We start from the raw sequence: 22729 nt of genomic DNA on the forward strand, positions 1-22729 counted from the left end.
CGTTGAACAATGGTACACTCTGCGTAATTCTGTTTAGTAATGGCTCGACCCTTCCTGAGGAGGACACCCCCGTTGGAAACGCGAACTCTGGATCACGTCATCTACGAGAAGGATGGCCCGATCGCACGGATCATTCTGAATAATCCGGAGCGCGCGAACGCCCAGACCTCGCAAATGGTCCACAGTGTGAACGAGGCTCTCGACGATGCGCAGTACGACTACGACATCAAGGTCGTGATCATCAAGGCCAACGGGAAGGGGTTCTGCTCCGGCCATGTGCCGGACGGTAGCTACCCGGAGTTCAAGGCCGAGCTCGAGGCCTCGGGCAAGGTATGGCGTTCGGCTGCACAACTGTTCCTGTGGCCGGTGTTGAAGCTGTGGGAATTCCCGAAACCCGTCATCGCACAGGTGCACGGCTATGCCATCGGCGGTGGCACCACGTGGGCACTGATCCCAGAAATCACCGTCTGCTCTGACGATGCGTGGTTCCAGATGCCGCTGGTCCCGGGGTTCGGTCTGCCCGGGGCGGAAACGATGTTCGAGCCGTGGGTGTTCATGAACTACAAACGGGCCGCCGAGTACCTCTATACGGCCCAGAAGATCTCTGCCGAACAGGCACTCGAGTTCGGTCTGGTCAACCGCGTAGTGCCGGCCGACGAACTCGAGTCCACTGTCGAGGAGCTGGCCACAAAGATTGCCAAGGCGCCGCTGATCACCTTGCAGGCCACTAAAGCAGGCATTCTGCGGGCCTGGGAGAACATGGGATTCCGCACTCATCAGCAGGCCAGCAATGACCTGCAGGCCGTGGTAACTGGGTCCAGGGAGTTTCAGGACTATATGAAGGAACTCATGAAGAAGGCTGCCAAACCCGCCGATCGGGTTTGAGTCGTGCCGCTCAGGCCGATAGTTCGGTTCGGCGGCGGCGAGCACGTCGAGGAGTTGCGCGGGCGAGTCCGCAACTGGCTGTCCGACAATCTGCTCGCTGAGTTTCGTCGCACGGCAGCCAACCCTGACTATCTGCCGCGCGACGCTCACGAGCGCGCAGTCGAGTTCTGTCGGAAGCTGCACGCGCAGGGTTGGTTCGTGCCCCACTGGCCGGCAAGGTACGAAGGCGGCGGGCTCGGCGTCGTAGAACAGGTGGTCATCAGGGAAGAGCTCGCCTACGCGGGTGCGCCGCTGGTGAACACCAACGGCGTAAACATGTTGGCGCCGGTTCTCTTCCGGTTCGGCACGCCCGAGCAGCAAGACGAGCATCTGCCCGCCATCGCACGCTCGGAGCGGATGTGGGCGCAGGGTTACTCCGAACCCGAGGCGGGCTCGGACCTCGCCGCACTGAGGATGACCGCGCGCCGCGATGGCGATCAATACGTCCTGGACGGCCAGAAAACCTGGACGAGCAACGGCGTGCTCGCCGACTGGATCTTTGTGCTCGCCAGAACGTCACCAGTCGCCGAAAAGCGTCAGGCCGGCATCTCGTTCTTCCTCGTGGATCTGTCCACCCCGGGCATCACCCGTCGCCCTATCAGGTCGATGACTGGTTATCCGACGTTCGCCGAGGAGTTCTTCGATGGGGTGCGAGTGCCCGCGGCGAACATGGTCGGCGCGGAAGGTGAAGGCTGGAAGGTGGCCAAGGCCCTGTTGGACGCCGAACGGTCCAACGTCACCCGCGCCGCACAGGCACAGCGATATCTCGACGAACTCGTTGACTGGTGCCATGCGCAGCGTGGTTCTGACCATGACCCTCTGACGGATCCGACGAACCGGATTGCGTTGGCACGCGCGGTTGAGCGTGTCGAAGTGGGGCGGGCACTGTCGTATCGGGTCGCGCACCTGCAGGCCGCTGGCTCGCTGGACCCGGCGCTGCCCTCACTGTCCAAGCTGTACCACTCCGAGCTGACTGCAGAGCTTCGTCAGATGGGCGCCCAAATCCTAGGGCCCGCAGGAGAATTAATGCCTGACGACCCCGAAGCACTTCTGGACGGTCACTTCTCAGAAGGCCTGCTGCTGTCGCTCCTACATACGATCGGCGGGGGGACAAGCGAGATTCAGCGCGACCTGATTTCTACCATCGGTCTCGGGCTTCCGCGCTAACGGAGCGCTGCTGGGCCACGGTGGCCATCGCCAGCTCGAGCGGGTGGAAGGCTGCCAGCTGTGCCGCCTCTGCAGAGTTGATGAGCCGCTTGGTCATTTCGATCGCTCCGGCGTCGGCTTCAGCCAGCTCGCCCGCAACAGCGACTGCGCGGTCGATGGCCGACCCGGGCTCAGTGATATCGGTGACCAACCCTACTTGCTGGGCGTCGGGTGCCGTGAGCCGGTGCCCTCGTAGGAGCAGCGATGCGGCGCGATGCTTGCCCAGCTGCTGAGTCAGCCGCCACGCCAAACCTCCGTCAGGAACCACCGCTCGAGCGACGAATGGAGCGCTGAAGAATGCGTTTGAAGCGGCGATGACGAGATCGCACGACAGGGCAAGGCTCCACCCGAGACCGACGGCGGCGCCTTCGACAGCGGCGACCGTCGGCACGGGTATGGCTTTGAGCTGCTCCATCACTTGCTGCGCGAGCTCGACGCGACCTGCCGGTCCCATTGGTCCGTCACCGTGAGCCGGACCTGTCTTCAAATCACCGCCGGCACTGAAGAATCCGCTTGCTCCGGCGAGAACAATGCCACGAACGCCGGCGTCGGCCGCCACGTCAGCCAACAGGCCGGACAATTCAGTCCACGATTCGTATCGCAGTGCGTTGCGTTGTGCCGGACGATTCAGTAGCAGTAGCGCGATGGCGCCCTTGTCGTCACGTAAGACCAGAGGCGGGCCGGTGTCGTCCATCGAGTTACCGGTTGAGGAACTTATCGATCGCGGCTCGGTGCTCCGGAGTTGTGAAACATTCCGTCTCCGCCGAGATCCCATAGTCGAGGATCGCAGTTACCGCACGCTCGGCATGCAGATTCAGGGTCCGCTTGGTGTCTTGTACTGCGCGGGCGGGAAGATCCGCGAGCCGGTGCGCTAGTGCAAGCCCTTCCTGCTTGATCGATTCGTGGGGTACCACTCGATTGGCGAGGCCGAGCTCGACTGCCTTGTCTGCGGGGATGCGCTCGCCGAGAAGGAGGTACTCCTTGGCCTTCATCAGACTCATCATCAGCGGCCACAGGACTGATCCCCCGTCACCGGCGACGAGTCCGCTCGCGACATGCGTATCAGCGAAGAACGCGCGGTCCGACATCAGCGTGATGTCGCACAGAACCGCAATGCTGCAACCGAATCCGACCGCAGGTCCGTTCACTGCGGCGACGATCGGCAGCGGAAAGTCGATCATGTCGCGCACGATGCGTCGAGCGTCGCGCATGCCTTCCCGTCGCGTGACCGGATTGTTGACATGCGTCTCCAGCCACTCCACCAGGTTTCCACCAGCCGAGAAATAGTCCCCGCTGCCCGTGATGAGCACAGCGCGGGCGTCGGGATCCTCTCCGAGTACCGTCCACAGCCGCGCGAACGCGCCGTGCATCGCGTTGTTGACCGCGTTGGCATCGCCGGGGTTGTTCAGCGTCACGATCCGTACCGGACCGTCGTTCGCGACGAGGATTTCGTCACAACCGGTCAGTTCGGCTGTGCCCTCCTGCAAGATGCTCATTGGGATGGATGATAGAACAGATTGTGTTCATCTGTCACGCCGTGGTATGACGCTCCGTGGCGGTTGGGTGTCGTTAATGGCATGGGTACGGTGTCGCGGAGCTTGCGTTGTTGTCACACATGCCGTTGGTGATGTGAGCCGGGTACGGCGCCCATGGACCCTTGTCGGCACCCGTTCCGGCTGGCACAGTCGACCGTCGCCGAAACCGGTCCCCTAGCCATGTGCCAGCGCAATCACATAGCTTGCCGCGATCGCGCCGATGAAGAACAGCCAGCAGAACACGGTAAGCGCGATCACGGCCTGCCGTCTTTGCCGGACGGCGACAGGGCCTCGCGCGGGCAGGCCCAGCTTCGTCGACCATCCGCATCCTCCTCGCATTCGGCCGTGACGACACCGCGCGGGTGACGCGAAGGAGCGGTTTGACAAATGTCAATAGTTGACACAAATCGAAGGCAATCGTCGCTGTAACATACTTGTACACAATAAGAACAGAATATTGACATTTGTCAGTACTCGCGGTTACGGTTGCCAGCGATGGTGCACACTATCGAGCGGGCGAAGGGTCGCCGGTCGGATCGACCGACGACCCGTGAACGCGTATTTGAGGCCGCTGTACGGGAATTCAGCCGAACCGGGATGGCCGATGCAGACATCGGCGCGATTGCGTCAGCCGCCGGTGTCTCTCGCGGCACCTTCTACTTCCATTTCCCCACCAAAGAGCACGCCCTGGCCGAGTTGACCCGCCGCGAAGAGGCGTTGATGGCGGATGAACTAAACGATGCCCTGGCATCGACCGTCGAGTTGAAAGCCGCTCTGGCCGAGGTGATCCGACGTGTCGTAGCCGAAGAAGCACGACTTGGCCAGGTACTCTTTCACGACGTTCTGAGCCTGTACTTCTCGGTGACACAGCCCGAGCTCCGCGAATCCGCCACCCACCCCGTCGCGCTCATCGTGATCGAGCAAATCGAGAAGGCGCGCGATCGCGGTGAAATCTACTCCGACGTCGAACCAGGATACAGCGGAGTGTTCTTCCTCATCGGCCTCTATGGGTTGCTGCTGACCAATCAAGACCCCGCACCCGCACGCACCGTGGCGCTGGAGAAGTACCTCGCCAGCTTCCACCGGGGATTGGAGGTGCGGTGATGTTGCAGCCGTCGTCACTACGCACAAGGAGGTCTCGACGTGATCGAGGACATCATCCGCTTCGTCGTCGCATGGGGCGGCTGCGCGCTGATCATCTGGTTTTGGTACTGGGTGATGGGCAAGATCGGCACGTTCTGACGGCACCGGCGATGCCGGAGTCATGCCATGGCTGACACCACGATGCCTGCGCTCAAGGCAGAGCAGAGTTGTTCGCTTGTAGCCGTGGCGCTTTCGAACAAGAGGCGTACCGGTGCGCGACTGGTGTCCGGCGAGCGACGCGCATTTGGAATGAATGCCAGCCGCACGATCGTCAATGTTCCGTTTCCGCCGCCAGAACCTGGTTGGACGTTGCGTACCTTGTCTTGTGGCGTAGGTCTGCAGTGCGCTCCGTCGAAAGACCTCATCGCGAACCGGTCACTTCACCAGCTGACTGGACGAGAACAGCGCGCGCTGACGATTGTCGAGGGCCGCGCAGCATTGGGGTGGCTGGCCACACACTGGCCGGGCACGCTTCCCGAGCTTCGGCGGCACCTTCCGGGTCTGGAACCCATCGTGAACGAACTCGATGCGGACGCGCTGTTAGACCAGGCACTCGCGCTCGCCGACACCGGTGAGCCGCTGCCGTCGTGGCCGCTGCTTGGGCGGCTCCCGAGCCCAGTGGTGAACCGCCGCGGGATGGCTGACACTGCGCGAAGGATGTGGGGCCGGATGCCGTGGACGTCGCTCCGCCAGGATGCCTACCGGATCTACTCGGTGCCCGTCGGCGGTGAGGGCGGAGTCAAGAACCCAAATCTGCCGCCTCCAAGTCGACCCGAAGACGAAGAAATCGAGATCTCGCCCAATCAGCGAGCCGGTGTGCCCTACCCGGAGTGGAACTTCTGGTCTGGGAAATTCCTACCCGATCACGTGGCGGTGCTCGAACGCAAACACACTCCGTCGCTAGCCCGACCCAACCGGCCGCCAGCAGACCTAAGACGGTATTTCGAAATTCGCACGCAACGGGTGATGAGAAACGGTCTAGACGACGGCTGCGATCTGGACATCGACCGATACGTTGAGCACCACATCGATATCTGGACCCGTCATGCCACAGAGGGTCGCGTGTTCCGAGACCTCATCCCGACACACCGCGATGTCACGACATGCCTTCTGCTCGACGGCAGTTCATCACTCGGAGCTCAGCAAGGCCACATCTTCCGACTCGAGTTGCAGTGCGCTGACGCGCTCTCGCAGGCGATGACACAGGCACGGGAACGTCACGGCATTTACGTCTTCACAGGCAACACTCGTCATCGTGTCGAGGTCCGCTGCCTCAAGGACTTCGACGACCGCCATTTTGTAGCGCCGAGCACCCAGGGCCTAGACGCCGCAGGCTATACACGGCTCGGTGCACCGATGCGTCACTTGACAACCCGTCTGCTTCAACAGCCGACGCCACGTCGATTGTTGATTGTGATCGGTGATGGCCTGATCTCCGATGAGGGATACGAGGGCCGCTACGCCTGGGCGGATGTAAACCACGCCGTCGAGGAGGCCGAAGACGCCGGCGTCTTCGTCTATTACATCGGGGTCGGGCCAACACGCGTCGACCCACTTCCCGACGTGTTCGGTCCGCGTCGCTCGCGAAGGATCCACCGGATCGAGGAACTGCCACAAGTGTTGGGACACGTCCACCGCCAACTTGTTGCGGCTTAGTCATTCATCCCTGTCAGGAGGTTGTGTGTCACGCGAGTATCTCTCGGCCAGCGGCAACGAGGTGAAGCTTTTCGAGCAGGCCTACGAACGTCGCCTTCCGGTGATGATCACTGGGCCGACGGGGTGCGGCAAAACGCGCTTCGTCGAATACATGGCCGGGCTATTGGGTCGACCGGTGGTCACCGTGAGCTGTCACGACGACCTAACCAGCTCGGATCTGGTCGGCAGATTTGTCGTGACTGGCGGCGACGTAGTTTGGACTGATGGACCGCTGACCCGCGCGGTGCGCACTGGAGCAATCTGCTACCTCGACGAAGTGGTGGAGGCCCGCCACGACTCGCTCGCGATTCTCCACTCGCTCACCGACCATCGACGCACGCTTCACTTGGACCGCGCGAACCAGTCGGTCGAAGCCCCCGATTCATTCATGCTGGTGTGTTCCTACAACCCTGCCTACCGGAGTTCACTAAAAGAACTCAAGCCGTCGTTCAGGCAGCGGTTCGTAACCCTGACAATGGACTACCTGTCCGCGGACCGTGAGGCCGAGGTCTTGATGAACGAAGCGGGCATCACCCGTGATGTAGCCGACCGACTCATTCGGTGCGCCAACAGCATTCGTAGCGCAGACGACGTCTTCCACTTCGAGCCACCATCGACTCGTGTTCTAGTTACAGCGGCTCACCTCATCGCGACCGGAGCCGATGAAATGGAAGCCGTCTCCGCAGCGGTACTGGCTCCTTTGAGCTCAGACGGCGCACTCTCCCAAGGGTTGCAAGAAGTGGCAGCGGCCAGCCTGGTCGGCCCGCTTGAAACCGCGTCACGATAACACCGGAAGGAGCAAGATCATGGCAGTCAACGAGCAAGACAGAGACCGACGCCGGGCACTGTTCTGGTTCCAGATCGTTATCTACGGATTCTTGCTGGGTAACTTCGCGATTCAGCTTTACATGAGCTTCACCCGGGATTGGTGAGGGTTGTCATGAACTTCCCGAAGCTCAGGACAAAGCCGCTCGACTCAGTGCCATCGCTTCCCGACCAAGTGGCCTCTGGCCACGTCAGCTACGAAGACCACATGGCCGAGTCAAAGCGGGTTCAGCGCAAGGCCGACATCTATCTGATGATCGGCGGCTTCTTCATGGGCACGTTGGTGCTCGGCATCATCGGGTTTCCGATCTTCTTCTACGGCTTGATGATTCTGCGCCGAGCAGGCCGAGAAGGGCTGTCGGTACGACCGCTAATGGTTACCCTGATCGGCTTCCTCGTCTTTATCGACGCAGCGTTGAACAGCTTCGGCTGGGCTCTGGACCTGGTGGCCAATCACACTCTCATCAACCGGACGATTACCGTTGCCTGGGGCAACTTCTTTGACGCGGGATATTTCTGGCACTACAACCAGCTGTGGATCGGCGGGTCTGGAGCACCGGGCGAGAAGTCATGGGAGATCGCTTGTGTGCTAGTCGTCTTCCCGATGCGCATGGCTGCGGCTATCGCCTTTCTCCAGATGAAGCGATGGGGTCATCAGTGGCTGATCGTCACGTGCTGGTTCGGAGTAGTCATCTGGGTTGGCTACGTGGCCAACATGACGATCTACGCCGACTTGCGCTACACCAACGTCGGCTTCCCAGTGATCGCCTGGTGGATCTACGACATCTTCTACATCACGCCCTTCTTGGCGATCCCGTACCTGCACACCGTCAACCGCGAGATTTTCTCGGATTGACATACGAGTCTGAGACGAGGCGAACACCGATGAGCAAAACAGAAGCCGAAGTGAGCCCGGCCGAACAGCAAGAGGTGCTGCCCGAGGGCACAACTGCCTACTTCAAGCGCTTGCACACCTGGCTGCGGCGAGCGATTTACGTGTGCCTGTTCGGATTGGTAGTCGAGGGCACACTATTCGTACCGTTCCTCGTGGTTTGGTACGGCTGGCCGACGCTGTCGATGCACCAGATATGTGACGAGCTGCAGAAGGTCATGTATTCAGACGACACGCGCACCTGCAAGTTCCCCTATCCACTACTTGGTCCCGCAGAAGCAGCAGGCGAGAAGACATCACAGGACACCTGGGGGGTCCAGCCCAAGCCGCACTATCCCCGACTTGGCTTCCGCGACCTGGTCACGATCCACGACCAGCGCGTCGCGCGGGAAAGTCAGGGCGCCAGGTGACGGTCGAAACTGCGGTCAACATATCTGGTGACCGGCACCTGCCATGGGAAGTAACCGCAGCTGAAGCGAACACGATTCTGCAGAGCGGGGTGGTCGACTACATCGAGGTGTCGGACCAGCCGGTCGGGTTCTTGCCGCCGAGTCTGTGGACCGAGGCGAATGTCCCTGCAGCAGCGATCATCAACGAACCCAATTCGCTCGACGCCGGCATCGTCACCGCGACGGCGGCAGCCACGAGTGCTCCGGGTATTGGACTCACAATTGGAACTGATTGCATCCGCACTCCACCCGCAGAGTTCGTTCAGACCATGTGGTCTTTGGCCAAGCTGACCAAGGGCAAGGCGCTATTTCACATCGGCGCGGGCGAGGTCAAGCAATGTATGCCGTATGGGCACAAGCGTTCTCAGGGGCTCGCTCGTATGGAGGATCTATCTCGGATCTTCCGCTTGATGTGGGAGTCGGAGGGACCAATCGATTTCGAGGGACATCACACCACACTCAAGGGCGCCTACCTGGGGGCGGCGAGGACATATCGTCCGGAAATGTGGGCTTTGGGTGGTGGGCCCAGATTGATGGACCTGGCGACAAGCTACCTGGACGGAGTGGCGGTGGCCGTGCCCAATGTGTGGTCGACACCCGAACAGGCGGCTGCTGAGATCGCCAGTCTCCGCGAGAAGCTTGAACGCAAGGGACGTGATCCCTCCAAGTTCCGGTTCGGCATGTGGAGCATGGTCTTGCTGCACGAGGATGCACATGTCATCGAGCGTGCGCTCGATAATGCCGTGATCCGTTGGCAGTCAGCGATCTTCGGTCGGGTCGATCCCCAGGATTGGCGAAAGGAAGGGATCGAGCCAGCGGTCCCAGATGGTTGGACCTACCACCTGAAACTAAAGCCTCTTTCGGTGCACCCGTCGTTTGTGAAATCGACCCTGGCGCATACCACTCGTGAAATGGCTCGGCGCAGTTTCATTCACGGCACAGCCAAGGACGTCGCCGCCAAATTGCAGGGCTGGATCGACGCAGGTGTCGACTGGGTCATGCCCGTCGATTACATGCGCTTCGTCAGCTCCCTCGAGGAGGCCGCGGTCGCCCTCACTCGTACGTTCGAAGTGTGTGAACACATCAAGTTACGGACATCTCCACGGGTGTCAGCGTAGGTGCGCTTCATGATTGTAAAACCCATCGCTAGCCACACACTCAATCTTGCCCGGCCGTTCGCCCCGCACCGGCTGAAGGTCTACGTGGGTGGCTTGATGGTCCTCATGCTGTTTACCCTCATCCCTACGATCGGATGCGAAGTCGGTTTCATCAAACCGACTTTCACTGTTGACCTGATTGGGAACATCGTACTTGCTTTCCCGTCGTGGCTACTGCCGCTCGTCGTGCTATGGGACGCCCCCGGCGAAAGTCGCACACCCCTGCAAAAGGGCGCCGAACTAATCCTCATCTGGTTACCGTTCACCGCCTTCAGCCAACTCGTGTACGAGTTGCCCTTCCTCGTTGGCAACATCTTCGGTACTTGGACTGACACAAGCGATCCGGGATGGAAGTGGCTCTGGTGGCAGTTCTCGCTTGCAGACACCAGATGGTGGGGTAACAACGCTTACATGTTCGCGCTCGAGCTCGTCGCCGTCCCCATCGGCGCGATGCTTCTGCTGATCTGGATTCGCCTGCTTCGCCCGACAACGTCCACCGAGGCGCGGATCCGCGGACTGTGGTTCGCGTACTCGGGCATCGCCATCCTGCTGGCCACGACGAGCATCTACTTCGTGTCAGAAGTCCGCACGGGGTTCGCCGACACCGGACAAGGTTGGTACGGCCTGGCATTCAAGTTCATCGTCATCAACCTGCCGTTCCTGATGGTGCCTCCGTTCGTCCTTTACGCCATCTATCGACAAGTCGATTTCCTCACGCGTCGCGCGAGGGTGCGCGAGGATATCGCGACGGCCGTACCGTCTTCGGATCGAGCCCTGGACGCAGGATGACGCGGAAGCACAACGCGTACCGCGTGAAGCGGCTAGTCGTGTGGGGCACCGGCAACATGGGTTCCGCAGCCATTAGATCTTGCATGGCGTTTCCCGGGCTCGAGTTAGTCGGCGTCATCACCTCAGCGGCAGAGAAGGCCGGTCGGGATGCTGCAGCACTGGCAGGGCTCCACCGCACGTCCGGTGTTGTAGCCACCACCGACATCGCTTCCGCGCTGGCTGAGTGTGATGCGGTTGCCTATATGGCTTCAGGCGATGTTCGACCGGATGAGGCGGCCGCAGACATCGAACGGTGTCTGCGTGAGGGCGCCCACGTCGTCACCCCATCGCTATACGCGTTGTATGACCCTGCGTCCGCTCCGGCCGACCTACGCAACCGGTTCACCGCCGCGGCCCAGACCGGCGGGGTAAGCATATTCGCAACTGGCGTCGACCCCGGCTGGGTCACCGACGCGCTGCCCATCGCGGCGGCGGGATTGTGCACGAAGATCCGGTCGATTCACTGCCAGGAGATCTTCGGCTACAGCACGTATGACCAACCGTTTGTCGTTCGCGAACTGTGCGGGTTCGGGCAATCGATGGACACGCTGCCGTTGATGTTGCTGCCGTCGGTGGCGTCCATGGCGTGGGGCGGCAACATTCGGCTGCTGGGCCGCGCACTGGGTTTGGAAATCGATTCGGTGACCGAGACGGCCGAACGCCGTGCCCTGGCTGAGTCGATAGATAACGCCATGGGTCATTTCGAACAGGGTACGCAGGGCGCGTTTTGGCTCAAGATCGCTGGAACCGCCGGCGGGCGCGAGCGGATCGTCGTCGACCACATCACCCGCATCGACCCGAATTGCGCGCCGGATTGGCCACAGCCGGACCAAGGTGTCGGTGACCACAGGGTGATCATTGACGGCGATCCCCGGCTTGAAATCGTCGTGCGTGCGGATGTGTCCGGAGGCGCCTTGGCTGACGGCGCTAACACAACGGCCGTCAACCGGTTGCTCGGCGCCATTGACTGGCTTGTAGCTCAGAAGCCCGGAATCTACGACGGGAGTGAAGTGCCGCTAAGGGCCGCGCTGCCCACAGTGGTCGCGGCCGAGCGCTGGTGCGACGACTAACCAGTCAGCGCACCGGCCAGTCGCTCGGTGATGATCTGCTCGGCCTCGGTCACGATGCGCGATACGAGATCACCGGCCGTCGGGATGTCGTCGATCAAACCCATCGCGGTACCGATCCACCAGATGCCCGCGTCGAGATCGCCGGTCTGGTAGACCTTCACGCCACGCTTGCCGGCAACCAAATGAGCGATGTCCTCGAATTGGCCGCCTTCATTGAGGATTTCGACGACCTCGCGCGACACTGTATTGCTCGCGACCCGGCCAGTGTTGCGCAATGTGCGGAAGATCAGCTCGGTGTCGAGCTCGCTGCCGGCCACGATCGCCTCCTTCACCTTCTGGTGAATCGGCGACTCCACCGTGCACATGAACCGCGAGCCCATGTTGATTCCGTCGGCGCCCAAAGCCAACGCTGCCACCAGACCGCGGGCATCGGCGAACCCGCCGGACGCGATCATCGGAATCTCGATTTCCTTTGCGGCCGCTGGAATCAGGACCAGGCCGGGAATGTCGTCCTCGCCGGGATGTCCGGCGCATTCGAACCCGTCGATGCTGATGCCGTCCACGCCCAGACTCTGCGCCTTCACGGCATGGCGGACCGACGTGCACTTGTGCAGCACCTTGATCCCGTTGTCGTGGAACATCGGCAGGTGCGGAGCGGGGTTCGAGCCGGCCGTCTCGACGATCTTGATGCCCGCGTCGACAATCACCCGGCGGTATTCGTCGTAAGGCGGTGGGTCGATGGTCGGCAGGATCGTCAAGTTCACGCCGAACGGCTTGTCGGTGAGGTCGCGGGCGCGCGCGATCTCATTGGCCAGGTCCGCCGGGGTCGGTTGCGTCAGCGCGGTGATGAGCCCCAGTCCGCCTGCCTCAGAAACAGCCGCCGCCAATTCCGCACGGCCCACCCATTGCATTCCACCCTGCACAATGGGGTGCTCGATGCCGAACGATTCGGTGAACCTCGTTGTTATCAAAGCAGTCAATTCCCTTCAGGAGCCAGACGGCATCCATGACGGCCGACGGGTATGGACGAATGCGTCTCGATCTGAGTTGACCGACCAACGCGGCGAACGCTTCTCGAGGAAGGCCGAGAACGCCTCGATCTGTTCGGACGTTCCGATCGACGACCAGTAACCGGTGACATCGACAGCGGGCAAAGCGCGTGCCATCTCACGCTTCATCGCCGCCCGTGCAGCCGGCCCGGTCTTGCGCACCCGATCCAGCAGCGCTTGCGTTTCAAGAGCAAGGGCCTCGTGGGGGACGATCTTGCCGACCAGTCCGAGCCGCTCGGCTTCGACAGCGTCGACCCAATCATTCCCATAGATCATGTGGTTGGCGCGCAACGTGCCGATGCGTTGCGGGATTCGTGCCGCAACAAACGCCTCGTACACGCCGCGGGTCAGATCGGGGACGCGCAGCCGGGCCCGATCCGAGGCGATCACCAGATCGGCGAACAGCGTCATCACCAGGCCCCCGCCCATCGCGATGCCGTTGACCGCGCACACGACGATTTTCGGGATTTTGCCGAGCACTTCAAACGGAGTGGCGTCGTACGCTTCCGTGAACGCGTCCCAGGAACGATAGGGATTGCTCACCGAGTTCATGTCGCCGCCGGCACAGAAGACGTCGTCGGATCCGGTGATCACAAGGAACTGCAGACCTGGTTCATCCGCGACGATCATCGCTGCGCGCTTGATGCCGTGATAGCCGTCAGCGGTCACCGCGTTGCGCTTCTCCGGCCGGTTGATGGTGACTGTGAATGTGTCGCCGACGATTTCACCGATCAACTCGGGTGCATCGAGATCGACTCTCAAGGAGTCGGGCAATCCGGTCACGAGATCACCGCGATAAGTTCGCCGACGTCGTAGGTGCCCCCCACCTCGACCTTCCACGTCACCACACCGGATGCCGGTGCCTCGATATCCATTTCGACCTTGTCGGTGGCGATCGCGTACAGCGGGTCACCCTCGACCGCGGACTGGCCCTCGGCTACATAGAACTCCGTCACCTCAGCTTCGGTGATGGCGTCTCCTGGTTTGGGCATCCGAATCTCTGTCACACGATTCTCCTGATTGCCTCGATGAGCTGGGCCGCACCCGGCCGGCACGCGGCCTCCAAGGTCGCGGCGCGAGGCACCGGCGTGTAGGTCCCTGCCACCCGTTGGATTGGCGCCGCCAGGATTCCAAACAGCTCGGTGCCGACGGCGGCCGCGATCTCGGCGCCAGACCCACAGAAGCCAACTGATTCATGAGCGACGACAAGGCGCTTGGTTTTGCGGACTGAGTTCAGAACGGTTTCCAGATCGAGCGGCACGAGTGTCCGGAGGTCGACAACCTCAACTGAAACTCCTTCGCTGTCGAGTTCTTTCGCCGCTTCGAGTGCTGCGTGCACCATCACGCCGTAGGTGCAAATGGTCACGTCGCTGCCCGGCCGTTTCACATCGGCCTGCCCAAGCGGGATGACGTAATCGGCCACGGGGACCGGCCCCTTGCCGCCACCGTAGTAGAGCTTCATGGATTCGACGAACAGACATGGGTCGTCTTCGCGCAGGCATGCATTGAGCAGCCCTGCCGCATCGGCCGCGGTGCTCGGCCACACCACCTTGATTCCCGGGGTGTGCATCGCCCACGCCTCAAACGCCTGCGAATGTTGAGGCCCCGCAGCCATTCCCACCATCGTCCGAATCACAAGAGGAGCACCCTTGCGACCGCCGGTCATGTAACGAACCTTCGCCGCGTGGTTGGCGATCTGATCCATTGCCACGCCGAGGAAGTCCATGAACATCAACTCGGCCACGGGACGCAATCCGGCCAGCGAGGCGCCGATTGCGGCGCCGATGATCGACGACTCTGCAATTGGAGTGTCCAATACCCGATTCTCGCCGTACTTCGCCGAAAGACCCGCAGTGACCTTGAACATCCCTCCGCCCGACGGGTCACCGATGTCCTCACCCAGCAGGATGATCGAGTCGTTGGATGCCATCGCCCGGTCGAGAGTGCGATGGATAGCCTGCACGAGGCCAAGATCCTCGGTTTCGCCATCGGGCATAGCCGCGTAGGTCTGTCCAGGTTCGGAAAGCTCGGTTCCGTTGCCGGAAAAGACATCACGGGTCAGTTCCGCAACTTGCGGCGGCGCCGCGTCGCGGGCCTCGGAGAACGCGTCCTCGATCTCTGCCGACACTTCGGCGTCGATCCGGTCGAGTTCTGCCTCGGATGTGATTCCTTCGTCGACCAAACGGCGCCGATAGCGCGCGAACGGCGGATCGGCGCGTTTGGCGGCAAGCTCGTCGGCATCGGCATAGCCCATCCCGTCACCGAAGTAGTGGCCCTGCAGTCGATAGGCGACTGCTTCGACAAACGACGGACCGCCGCCCGACCGCGCGCGTTCGGCGGCCTCCGACACCGCGGCGTACACCTCTTGCGGGTCCGTGCCGTCAATCGTCACACCGGGCATCGCGTAGCCGCTCGCGCGATCGGAAAGTTTCGTCGTGCGCGTATACCTCGACATCGCAGTGCACTCGGCCCACGCGTTGTTCTGGCAGAAGAACACCACCGGAAGCGACCACAGGGCCGCCATATTCATTGCTTCATGGACGTAGCCGATGCTGGTCGCACCGTCGCCGAAGCTGACCAGAACAACCTGCCCGGTGTTGCGGATCGACGCAGCCAGCGCGATGCCGTTTGCAATAAGAGGACCTGCACCGACGATACCCGTGGTCCATGCGATTCCATGCTCGGGATCGAAGATGCCCATGGCGCCGGCCTTACCCCGCGACAGGCCGGTCTCACGACCGAGGATCTCGCCGAAGTACCCGCCCAGGTCGATACCCTTGGCGACGACGTCGCCCAGCCCTCGGTAGGTGGTTACGAGTTGATCAGCGTCAGACAGCGCCAGGGCCGCACCTGCCGACATCGCCTCCTGACCGTCCACCGGCCAGTAACTCATCGCGATCTCACCCGACGACAAGCCTTTTCGGACTCGTTGATCAGCGTGGTGAACCCTGCTCATCAGGCGGTACAACTCGATGGCGCGATCGCTGGTCGATGACTGCGCCTCGGTGTCCAACTGGGTGGCCATTAGATCTCCTTGCCCCTGCACTTCGGCTGCGGCGATTCTACAACATGACGAATTTTGTTCTATCGTTCTATCGGCCTACGGTCTCCAACTGAGTCGCGAACAGCGTGCGATCGAAGTAGCAGCGCTCGAGGACCAACCCCGGCCCCTCGAAACCGAACATGTTGGCGCTGAGCATGTCGAATTCGGAACCCGGGCAGGTCGTCCTGGTCTCCACGATCAAACCGTCCCGGCCGTGGTAGATGCCCTCCGCGGTGTAACGCATCCACGGCAAGTCATCCCATTGCCGCAAGATCATCTCCCGTACCGCTTCGTCGCCGTCGTAAACCATTGCGCTCGAGACGATTTCGTATCGCGGACGAGTGAACGTCGCCATCACGGCTTCCAGATCGCGATCGTTCTCGCCCGCAATGTGGCGAAGCACGATCTCCTCACGGATTCGTCGCAGTTCGTCGGGGCTCATAAGCGCTCGAAGGTCGGGAGGTTTCTTCCGTCGCCGAGCGGTAACCATGCAACAGATACCAAGTCCCCTACGGCGGGTGGCGGACCGAACACATTCGACATGACCCGAGCGCCCTCTTCCAGGTCAACCAGGATTACCGAGTACGGCACTCGGTCGGCGAACGCTGGGTGCGCGGCGCGATGATGCACGCTCACGGCGTAGACAGCTCCCTGTCCGGACAGCTGCTCCCACCTCAAGGAGAAGGCGCCGCAGTGCGGGCACACGTGGCGCGGGTACCAAACGAGCCGGTGACACGACTCGCAGCGCTGCATCACCAGCTGATGCTTCTCGGTCGCCGCCCAAAACGGCGCGGACACCGCACTGGGCTCGGGCACCGGAAACGTCTCGCTCATAAGGTTGCCTCCGTTCCGAGAATTACCGTCGACGTCGCCGAGAGCACGCCTCCGGTTCCGTGCGCCAGGGCTGTCTGAGCATTTGGCACCTGTCGTTCGCCGCAGTCGCCGCGCAATTGCCGGGTGGCCTCGACGAGCAGGAAGGCCCCGAACGCACCGGGATGCGTGTACGCGAGTCCACCCCCGGTGGTCTGGCCGGGAAGGTCACCGCCCGGCGCAAGCACTCCGTCCGCAACGAACGACCCGCCTTCGCCCTTTTTGCAGAAGCCGAGGTCTTCCAACGCGAGCAGCACGGTGATGGTGAAGGAGTCGTACAACTGCACGACGTCGATCTGGCTCGCCGTCACGCCAGCACCTTCGAATGCGGCAGGTCCCGACATGGCGCCAGGCGTGATAGTGAGGTCGGGCATCTGCGTGATCATCGCGTGCGATGCCGCCGACGCCGCCCCCAACACATACGCAGGCGGACGCGCGAGATCGCGGGCCCGCTCGGCGCTGGTGACGACAACCGCGGCGGCGCCATCGGTGACGAGACAGCATTCAAGCTTGTGGACCGGCTCGGCGAGGAAGCCCGAGCCAAGCACGTCGTCGACGGTGATCGGGTCGCGCAGGTGCGCACGCGGATTGCGCGAGGCCCACCTCCTGGTGTCGACCGCGATCTGCGCGAGTTGCTCGGCGGTGGTGCCATAGGTCGCCATGTGTCGATTGGCGGCAAGTGCATAGGCACTGATCGGCAGCATCACGCCGAACGGCGTTTCCCATTCCAGCCGCTCGGGTGTGGCGAAGACACCGAGTCCTTTTTCGCCGCGCTTCCGAGAGGCACGTGGCGTGGAGGCGTAGACGATGACCACGGTTTCTGCGAGACCCGCGGCGATGGCCGCCGCGGCATGTTCGAGGTACAACCCGTAACTCGCACCACCGGTTTGCGTGGCATCGGTGAATCTCGGTGTGATACCCAGATATTCGGCGAGCTCGACGGAGTGCATCAAGGTGCCGCCGGTACATGTGCACAGACCGTCGACATCACTGAGAGCCAGGCCGGCATCCGATAGCGCGGCGGTGATGACGCGCGCCTCGAGCTCCCGCAGCGGTACATCGATCACGCCCGAAGGTGACACTTCGTCGGCGACACCGACTACTGCGGCGGCACCTCGGATGTTGTGATTCACTTCCGCTCCTGTTCGAACAGTTGGCGCAGTTGGGGTTGACTGACCTTCAGCGACGGGGTTCTCGGCAGCTCGTCGACGATCAACAGCTTCGCGGGCACTTGGTATCGGGTGAGGCGTCCGCGCGCATAGTCGAGCAGCTCGCCGGGGTCAACGTGCGCCCCGTCGGCCAGCTCTACCGCCCCGACGGGGACCGAGCCGAGCCGTTCGTCGGGAATTCCCGTGACACCCGCATCACGCACCGCGGGATGGCCGCGAAGCACCGACACGATGTCGGACGGTGTCACCTTGAACCCGCCGCGAATGATCACATCGTCGGTGCGGCCGTCGACGAACAAGAATCCGTCGGCATCGACTCGGCCGAGATCGGTGGTCCGTACCCACTCGCCACCGCGCGTCCGAACCTCGATCAGGCCCTGAGCACCCGTGGGCACCTCAGCACCGTTCTCGGCGGACACGATTCGTATCTCTCGGCCGCTCTGGGGGCGACCGACACTGCCCCGCTTGGCCTTTGCCCACTCCCGGTGAAGCGCGAGATTCCATCCCGCGACTCCGCCGGCGAACTCGGTGGCGCCGTACGACGGAAGCACGGCCACCCCATACCGTTCTTCGAACGCCTCCTGTACCGACACCGGAAGGGGAGCCGTCCCAGAGGTGACCACCTCCACGCTGGAGAACACCTCCGTTGGCACGGCGGCGTCTAAGACCATCGTCAGCGCCGATGGGACCAGACTCACTGCTCTCGGCCGGTGACGGACAACGAGGTCGACGAACTCGGGCACCTGAAACCGCTCGAGGAGCGCGATCTTGCGGCCTTCGCAGATGTTCAGCAGCGTGCGGAACAAACCCGACATGTGCACCAATGGCGAACTGACGATTGCGACACCGGAACGCAGGCGCAGATCCGCAGGTTTGCTAGAGCCGTAATGGGCGCCCGCGGCGGCGACAGTGTGCTCAAATGCATCATACGACAGGGGAATTCGTTTCGGTGGCCCAGTGGTGCCACTGGTCAGCATCTCGACCGCGACGCCGTCGGGTTCCTGCCGGAATGGACCAGGACCCACTCGTTCCAGACCGCGAACGGTCGCGACAGCGTCCGGGATCGCACGTACTTCGAGGCCCAGCGAACCGGTGGCCGCGGCTGCAATGCCAGGTCTACGCCAGTCGGCGTCAACGCCGATCACTGCGGGCAGCATCAACTCCGAGATATCTGCGGCAAGTCCCGATTCCCCCCGGGATGGGTTGATTGTGACGACGCAGCTGTCGGCCAACAGCACACCGAGCATCGCCGCGACCATCGCTGGATGGTTTCGTAGCACCAGCCCGACAGGCGATCCCGCACCCAAACCCGCTGTTATCAAATGGCTCTCGACACCAAAGGCGATATCGGAGATCGCCTGCCAATCGGTCCAGGCACCCTGGTACTCGATTGCGGGAGCCATCGGATCGAGCGCCAGGATCGCACGGACGCGGTCGGCAATTGGACGACTCAAGCGGGGGCTGCCGCAAGCTCGGTCGCCGCCGGGATCACCTCTTGGGCGAACAGTTTCATCGACTCGTAGACCTTGCCGCGGTCCATAGCGCCACCACGAGACATCCGCAGCATGATGTTGCGCCACCCCATGTCGATGACGGTACGCATCTTCTCGATGATCCTGTCCGGATCACCCATCAACGTCAGATGCGAGTTCAGCACCTGCTCGTAACTCTGCTTGTCGTGCTTCTCGAACCAGTCGGAGTACGCCTTGTAGTCCGCCGGGATGTCGCCACCACGTTCGAAGGGGTTCGAGTATTGCCGGTGCGTCTGGATCGACAGCTCGACGCTGTCGCGCGGATACGTTCGGGCGAAGCCATCGTCGGGGTGGCAGAACGCATTCAGCAGGGCCCAGACGTTTCCGGTCGCGGCCGCGAGCCCCTTTCTCGCCTGGGTCTCCAGGTAGATGTCAAGTGCCCCCTGCAGGTCCGGGTCAACCTGATAGGGATTGCCGATGATGGCACCAAATCCCTTGTCGGCCAGCCACTCGAAGCTCGACGGCGTCTTCATCACCGTGCCCCACACCGGAATCGGAATCTGCACCGGCCGCGGGTGGATGGTCACGTCCTCGAGTTGCCAATACTTGCCCTCGTACGAGACGTTCTCCTGCGACAACAGGAGATTGACGATCTCGACGCACTCCTGGTAACGAGCGGTTGCCTCGTCCATCGGGATGCCGAAGCCCTTGAACTCGTGGGCCTGATAACCCCTGCCGAAACCGGCATCGAAGCGTCCTCCACTCAGGTTGTCCACCATGGCAATTCGCTCCGCAAGGTGAATCGGGTCATGGAAGGGCGCGACCATGCATGCGGTGCCGATCCGGACACGCTCGGTCTGTGCGGCAATCGCGGCAGCGACCAGAGGCAGGTCGGCGAGGGTGCCGTAAGGCGAGAAGTGGTGTTCCGCGAGCCAGATCTCGTCGTATCCGAGTTCCTCAGCCCACCGAGCCTCCTCCAGGACGTTGGCAAAGACGTCTTTGTGGCTGAGGTGATTGGGCTTGTCGCCGAGGATGAATACGCCGAACCGCATGCCTGCGACCTCCGTCTCAGAATATAGTTGCAGTTACTGCCACTATATTGCACGATTGAACAGATATCGTCAATCCGTTCCATCGCTTGGAGGCCTCGTGACCGCGCCCGTGACCCTCTCCGACGCCATGGTCGGCACCATCCTCGCTCCGACGATCTACCGGTGGTCAGAGACGGACGTCATCCTCTATGCGCTGGGAGTCGGGGCGCGTCCGCCCGAAGAACTACCGCTCCTCGATGAGCACCGTGGGCCCGCGGTCCTCCCCACCTTCGCGCTGATAGCCAATTGGTGGGCCGTAAAGGATCTGCGCGCGACACTCAACCTCGGGTCATTTCCGATCGTGCATTCCGCACAATCACTGCGACTCGAACGGCCGTTGAGCGCCAGCGGCGAAGTCAGCGTCACCGCTGAGGTGACGGCAATCTGGGACAAGGGCAAGCATGCGGCCATCGAAGTGACATCTGTCGGCGTTGACGACGACGGTCCCCTGTTCAGCGCCTCCGCGCAGACAATGGTCCTCGGCGGGGGTGGCTTCGGCGGAACACGTGGCCCGGCTGGCGCCGAGGATCCGCAGGGTGCCCCCGACGCGGTATACGAGGATGAACTACGGCCGGAGCAGGCCGCCATCTACCGGCTCAGCGGTGACCGTAATCCGTTGCACATCGACCCCGCTGCTGCACGCAAGTTCGGCTTCGATGACGTCTTTCTGCACGGCCTGTGCACACTTGGCTTCGCCGCCCGGGCCCTGATCAACGTCGTTGGCGACGGCGATCCGCAGACGCTGACGTCGATCAGCTGCCGGTTCGCGAAACCGGTCATGCTCGATTCGGAGCTGTGCACGGAGATATGGCGCGATGGCAACGAAGTCCGCTTTCGGACCCTGCAGGGCGATGTCGTTTCGCTCAGTTCGGGCACGGCCACGTTGGCAGGATGCTGAGCATGGATCAACGGCGCGCGCGAGGCCAGCGCAACCGCGAGGCACTGATCACGGCTGCGATCGAGCTGTTCAGCGCCAACGGATACGAACAGACGACCGTCGAGCAGATCTCGGAGATCGCTGGCGTGGCACCGCGGACGTTCTTCCACCACTTCGCGACCAAGGACGACATCCTCTTTCACGGGTATGCCGATCGCCTCGAGGAAGCCACCCGAAGATTCCGCGCATCCCGTTCCGGCTCGTTGTGGGATGCACTCGCCGAAGCATCCGAAGCGGTCGCCACGGCGATCAGCGAGACGCCGGACATCTTTCTGGTCCGGGCCACGATGTACGGCAGCCTGCCTGCGCTGCGGGCCACGATGCTGCGCATCAACGACGACTGGATCGATCAGATGACGATAGAAGTGGCACGGTGGTTGGGTGCAGACGCCGACCTTGATGTGCGGCCTCGCCTAGCTGCCACGGTGATCAACGGTGCAAATCGTGCCGCAATCGATCTGTGGGTCGCCGGCGGAGGGAAAGGTGATCTCGTCGCGATGATGTCGGAGGCCGTTCGGTTGATGCGTCCGTCGATCAACCGCATCGAGCGGGAGACCAAGCAGGGGCGGAGCCGTCGTGTCGGATGACGTGCGGCCGGTTGCGGTCGTCACAGGTGGAGCGCGCGGAATCGGTGAGGCCATCGTGGAGGCACTGATCGAAGCCGGTCATAGAACCGCCGTTGTGGATGTGAACGCCAAGGCGATCGCGCGCGCCCAAGACTCCGATGCGGCGCGCGCGGGACTGCTTGTGCCACTGCAGCTGTCGGTAACGGACCGCCCCTCCGTCGAGCGTGCGACGCAAGAGCTGGCCGCCGAGCACGGCCCGATCCAAGCGCTTGTCAACAACGCGGGAATGACCTTGCCTGCAACCTTCCTCGACCAAACGGACGAGGACTGGGACCGCATCGTCGACGTCAACCTCAAAGGCACTTTCGTGATGTCGCAAGTGGTCGCCAGGCAGATGGTCGAGGCGAAGGCCGGTGCGATTGTGAACGTCAGCTCGGTGTCGGCCCACGGCGTTCGCACGGGCCCGCCCGCGTACGCGGCGGCGAAGGCGGGCGTCGAGGGCCTCGGCCGGCTGATGGCCGTGCAGTTGGGCCCATACGGCATCAGGGTCAACACCGTGGTGGTCGGCACCACTGCTACGCCATGGCTTCTGTCGCGGAAGTCCGCCGAAGAGCTCGAACAGGTGCGCTCATCAACGCTGACGGGACAAATCGGAAAGCCGGAGGACGTGGCCAGCATGGTCGCGTTTCTTTGCTCATCAGGGGCGAAACATCTGACCGGCCAGCTCATCTCAGTCTCCGGCGGACAGTGGATGCCGTGAGGCGATCCTACAGAACGATGAGACATTTTCTGCTACTCTGTTTAGCGC

At 62.3% G+C, this 22729-nt stretch carries 25 protein-coding genes; 14 read left to right on the forward strand and 11 right to left on the reverse strand.

Translation table 11 applies throughout. The features are described 5' to 3' along the window. The first annotated feature begins 39 nt into the window (after nucleotides 1-39). Nucleotides 40-885, forward strand: a complete 846-nt coding sequence (locus tag ACWW36_RS30135; RefSeq protein ID WP_456139548.1) for an enoyl-CoA hydratase/isomerase family protein — start codon at nucleotides 40-42, stop codon at nucleotides 883-885. A 3-nt stretch (nucleotides 886-888) separates the two neighbouring features. Further along, nucleotides 889-2091 carry an acyl-CoA dehydrogenase family protein gene (locus tag ACWW36_RS30140; RefSeq protein WP_456139549.1) on the forward strand — a complete coding sequence of 401 codons (1203 nt, stop codon included), beginning with the start codon at nucleotides 889-891 and terminating at the stop codon, nucleotides 2089-2091. Here the strand turns inward: ACWW36_RS30140 and ACWW36_RS30145 are convergent. Together ACWW36_RS30145 and ACWW36_RS30150 are read right to left on the reverse strand one after the other, a co-directional pair. Continuing rightward, nucleotides 2063-2824: an enoyl-CoA hydratase/isomerase family protein gene (locus ACWW36_RS30145; protein WP_456139550.1), complete on the reverse strand. Its 762-nt coding sequence runs from the start codon at nucleotides 2822-2824 to the stop codon at nucleotides 2063-2065. The genes ACWW36_RS30140 and ACWW36_RS30145 overlap by 29 nt on opposite strands. 4 nt (nucleotides 2825-2828) lie before the next feature. Further along, the gene (locus tag ACWW36_RS30150) at nucleotides 2829-3626 is read right to left on the reverse strand and encodes an enoyl-CoA hydratase/isomerase family protein (RefSeq protein WP_456139551.1); all 798 of its coding nucleotides are present in this window, start codon (nucleotides 3624-3626) and stop codon (nucleotides 2829-2831) included. A 534-nt stretch (nucleotides 3627-4160) separates the two neighbouring features. Here ACWW36_RS30150 and ACWW36_RS30155 point away from each other — a divergent pair. The 9 genes from ACWW36_RS30155 (at nucleotide 4161) to ACWW36_RS30195 (ending at nucleotide 11724) form a co-directional block, all read left to right on the forward strand. Continuing rightward, on the forward strand, nucleotides 4161-4769 hold the full coding sequence (locus ACWW36_RS30155; RefSeq protein ID WP_456139552.1) for a TetR/AcrR family transcriptional regulator: 609 nt from the start codon (nucleotides 4161-4163) through the stop codon (nucleotides 4767-4769). A gap of 165 nt (nucleotides 4770-4934) precedes the next feature. Beyond that, complete coding sequence (locus tag ACWW36_RS30160) at nucleotides 4935-6464, forward strand: VWA domain-containing protein (protein WP_456139553.1); 1530 nt, start codon at nucleotides 4935-4937, stop codon at nucleotides 6462-6464. Nucleotides 6465-6489: 25 nt separating this feature from the next. After that, the gene (locus tag ACWW36_RS30165; protein ID WP_456139554.1) at nucleotides 6490-7290 is read left to right on the forward strand and encodes an AAA family ATPase; all 801 of its coding nucleotides are present in this window, start codon (nucleotides 6490-6492) and stop codon (nucleotides 7288-7290) included. Between the two features lie 19 nt (nucleotides 7291-7309). Beyond that, on the forward strand, nucleotides 7310-7435 hold the full coding sequence (locus ACWW36_RS30170) for a hypothetical protein (RefSeq protein ID WP_456139555.1): 126 nt from the start codon (nucleotides 7310-7312) through the stop codon (nucleotides 7433-7435). 8 nt (nucleotides 7436-7443) lie between these two features. Further along, on the forward strand, nucleotides 7444-8184 hold the full coding sequence (locus ACWW36_RS30175; protein ID WP_456139556.1) for a hypothetical protein: 741 nt from the start codon (nucleotides 7444-7446) through the stop codon (nucleotides 8182-8184). A gap of 29 nt (nucleotides 8185-8213) precedes the next feature. Beyond that, a complete protein-coding gene (locus ACWW36_RS30180; protein ID WP_456139557.1) occupies nucleotides 8214-8630 on the forward strand; it encodes a hypothetical protein in 417 nt (138 codons plus the stop codon). Nucleotides 8631-8719: 89 nt separating this feature from the next. Further along, entirely contained in the window at nucleotides 8720-9787 is a 1068-nt protein-coding gene (locus ACWW36_RS30185; protein ID WP_456139558.1) for an LLM class flavin-dependent oxidoreductase, read from the forward strand. A 9-nt stretch (nucleotides 9788-9796) separates the two neighbouring features. After that, complete coding sequence (locus ACWW36_RS30190) at nucleotides 9797-10615, forward strand: emopamil-binding protein (RefSeq protein WP_456142692.1); 819 nt, start codon at nucleotides 9797-9799, stop codon at nucleotides 10613-10615. After that, entirely contained in the window at nucleotides 10612-11724 is a 1113-nt protein-coding gene (locus tag ACWW36_RS30195; RefSeq protein ID WP_456139559.1) for an NAD(P)H-dependent amine dehydrogenase family protein, read from the forward strand. The genes ACWW36_RS30190 and ACWW36_RS30195 overlap by 4 nt, the downstream gene beginning before the upstream one ends. Here the strand turns inward: ACWW36_RS30195 and ACWW36_RS30200 are convergent. From ACWW36_RS30200 to ACWW36_RS30240, 9 genes are all read right to left on the reverse strand, one after another. Then, on the reverse strand, nucleotides 11721-12695 hold the full coding sequence (locus ACWW36_RS30200; protein WP_456142693.1) for an NAD(P)H-dependent flavin oxidoreductase: 975 nt from the start codon (nucleotides 12693-12695) through the stop codon (nucleotides 11721-11723). The genes ACWW36_RS30195 and ACWW36_RS30200 overlap by 4 nt on opposite strands. Before the next feature lie 15 nt (nucleotides 12696-12710). After that, entirely contained in the window at nucleotides 12711-13556 is an 846-nt protein-coding gene (locus ACWW36_RS30205; protein ID WP_456139560.1) for an enoyl-CoA hydratase/isomerase family protein, read from the reverse strand. After that, the gene (locus tag ACWW36_RS30210; protein ID WP_456139561.1) at nucleotides 13553-13780 is read right to left on the reverse strand and encodes a biotin/lipoyl-containing protein; all 228 of its coding nucleotides are present in this window, start codon (nucleotides 13778-13780) and stop codon (nucleotides 13553-13555) included. The genes ACWW36_RS30205 and ACWW36_RS30210 overlap by 4 nt, the downstream gene beginning before the upstream one ends. Further along, on the reverse strand, nucleotides 13777-15798 hold the full coding sequence (locus ACWW36_RS30215) for an alpha-ketoacid dehydrogenase subunit alpha/beta (RefSeq protein ID WP_456139562.1): 2022 nt from the start codon (nucleotides 15796-15798) through the stop codon (nucleotides 13777-13779). Before ACWW36_RS30215 ends, ACWW36_RS30210 begins: the two co-directional genes overlap by 4 nt. A gap of 67 nt (nucleotides 15799-15865) precedes the next feature. Continuing rightward, nucleotides 15866-16258 carry a nuclear transport factor 2 family protein gene (locus tag ACWW36_RS30220; protein ID WP_456139563.1) on the reverse strand — a complete coding sequence of 131 codons (393 nt, stop codon included), beginning with the start codon at nucleotides 16256-16258 and terminating at the stop codon, nucleotides 15866-15868. Next, entirely contained in the window at nucleotides 16255-16650 is a 396-nt protein-coding gene (locus tag ACWW36_RS30225) for a Zn-ribbon domain-containing OB-fold protein (protein ID WP_456139564.1), read from the reverse strand. The genes ACWW36_RS30220 and ACWW36_RS30225 overlap by 4 nt, the downstream gene beginning before the upstream one ends. Then, nucleotides 16647-17819, reverse strand: a complete 1173-nt coding sequence (locus ACWW36_RS30230; protein WP_456139565.1) for an acetyl-CoA acetyltransferase — start codon at nucleotides 17817-17819, stop codon at nucleotides 16647-16649. The genes ACWW36_RS30225 and ACWW36_RS30230 overlap by 4 nt, the downstream gene beginning before the upstream one ends. After that, on the reverse strand, nucleotides 17816-19309 hold the full coding sequence (locus ACWW36_RS30235) for a class I adenylate-forming enzyme family protein (RefSeq protein WP_456139566.1): 1494 nt from the start codon (nucleotides 19307-19309) through the stop codon (nucleotides 17816-17818). The genes ACWW36_RS30230 and ACWW36_RS30235 overlap by 4 nt, the downstream gene beginning before the upstream one ends. After that, complete coding sequence (locus tag ACWW36_RS30240) at nucleotides 19306-20379, reverse strand: LLM class flavin-dependent oxidoreductase (RefSeq protein WP_456139567.1); 1074 nt, start codon at nucleotides 20377-20379, stop codon at nucleotides 19306-19308. The genes ACWW36_RS30235 and ACWW36_RS30240 overlap by 4 nt, the downstream gene beginning before the upstream one ends. Nucleotides 20380-20476: 97 nt before the next feature. On the opposite strand from ACWW36_RS30240, the gene ACWW36_RS30245 reads away from it, so the two are divergent. From ACWW36_RS30245 to ACWW36_RS30255, 3 genes are read left to right on the forward strand one after another with little or no spacing between them, the layout of a single operon-like run. Continuing rightward, nucleotides 20477-21316, forward strand: coding sequence for a MaoC/PaaZ C-terminal domain-containing protein (locus ACWW36_RS30245; protein ID WP_456139568.1), 840 nt, complete (start codon nucleotides 20477-20479; stop codon nucleotides 21314-21316). 2 nt (nucleotides 21317-21318) lie between these two features. Continuing rightward, nucleotides 21319-21942, forward strand: a complete 624-nt coding sequence (locus ACWW36_RS30250; protein ID WP_456139569.1) for a TetR/AcrR family transcriptional regulator — start codon at nucleotides 21319-21321, stop codon at nucleotides 21940-21942. Then, a complete protein-coding gene (locus ACWW36_RS30255; protein WP_456139570.1) occupies nucleotides 21932-22681 on the forward strand; it encodes an SDR family NAD(P)-dependent oxidoreductase in 750 nt (249 codons plus the stop codon). Before ACWW36_RS30250 ends, ACWW36_RS30255 begins: the two co-directional genes overlap by 11 nt. Nucleotides 22682-22729: the final 48 nt, after the last annotated feature.

The sequence above is a fragment of the Mycobacterium sp. MMS18-G62 genome (assembly GCF_053877835.1).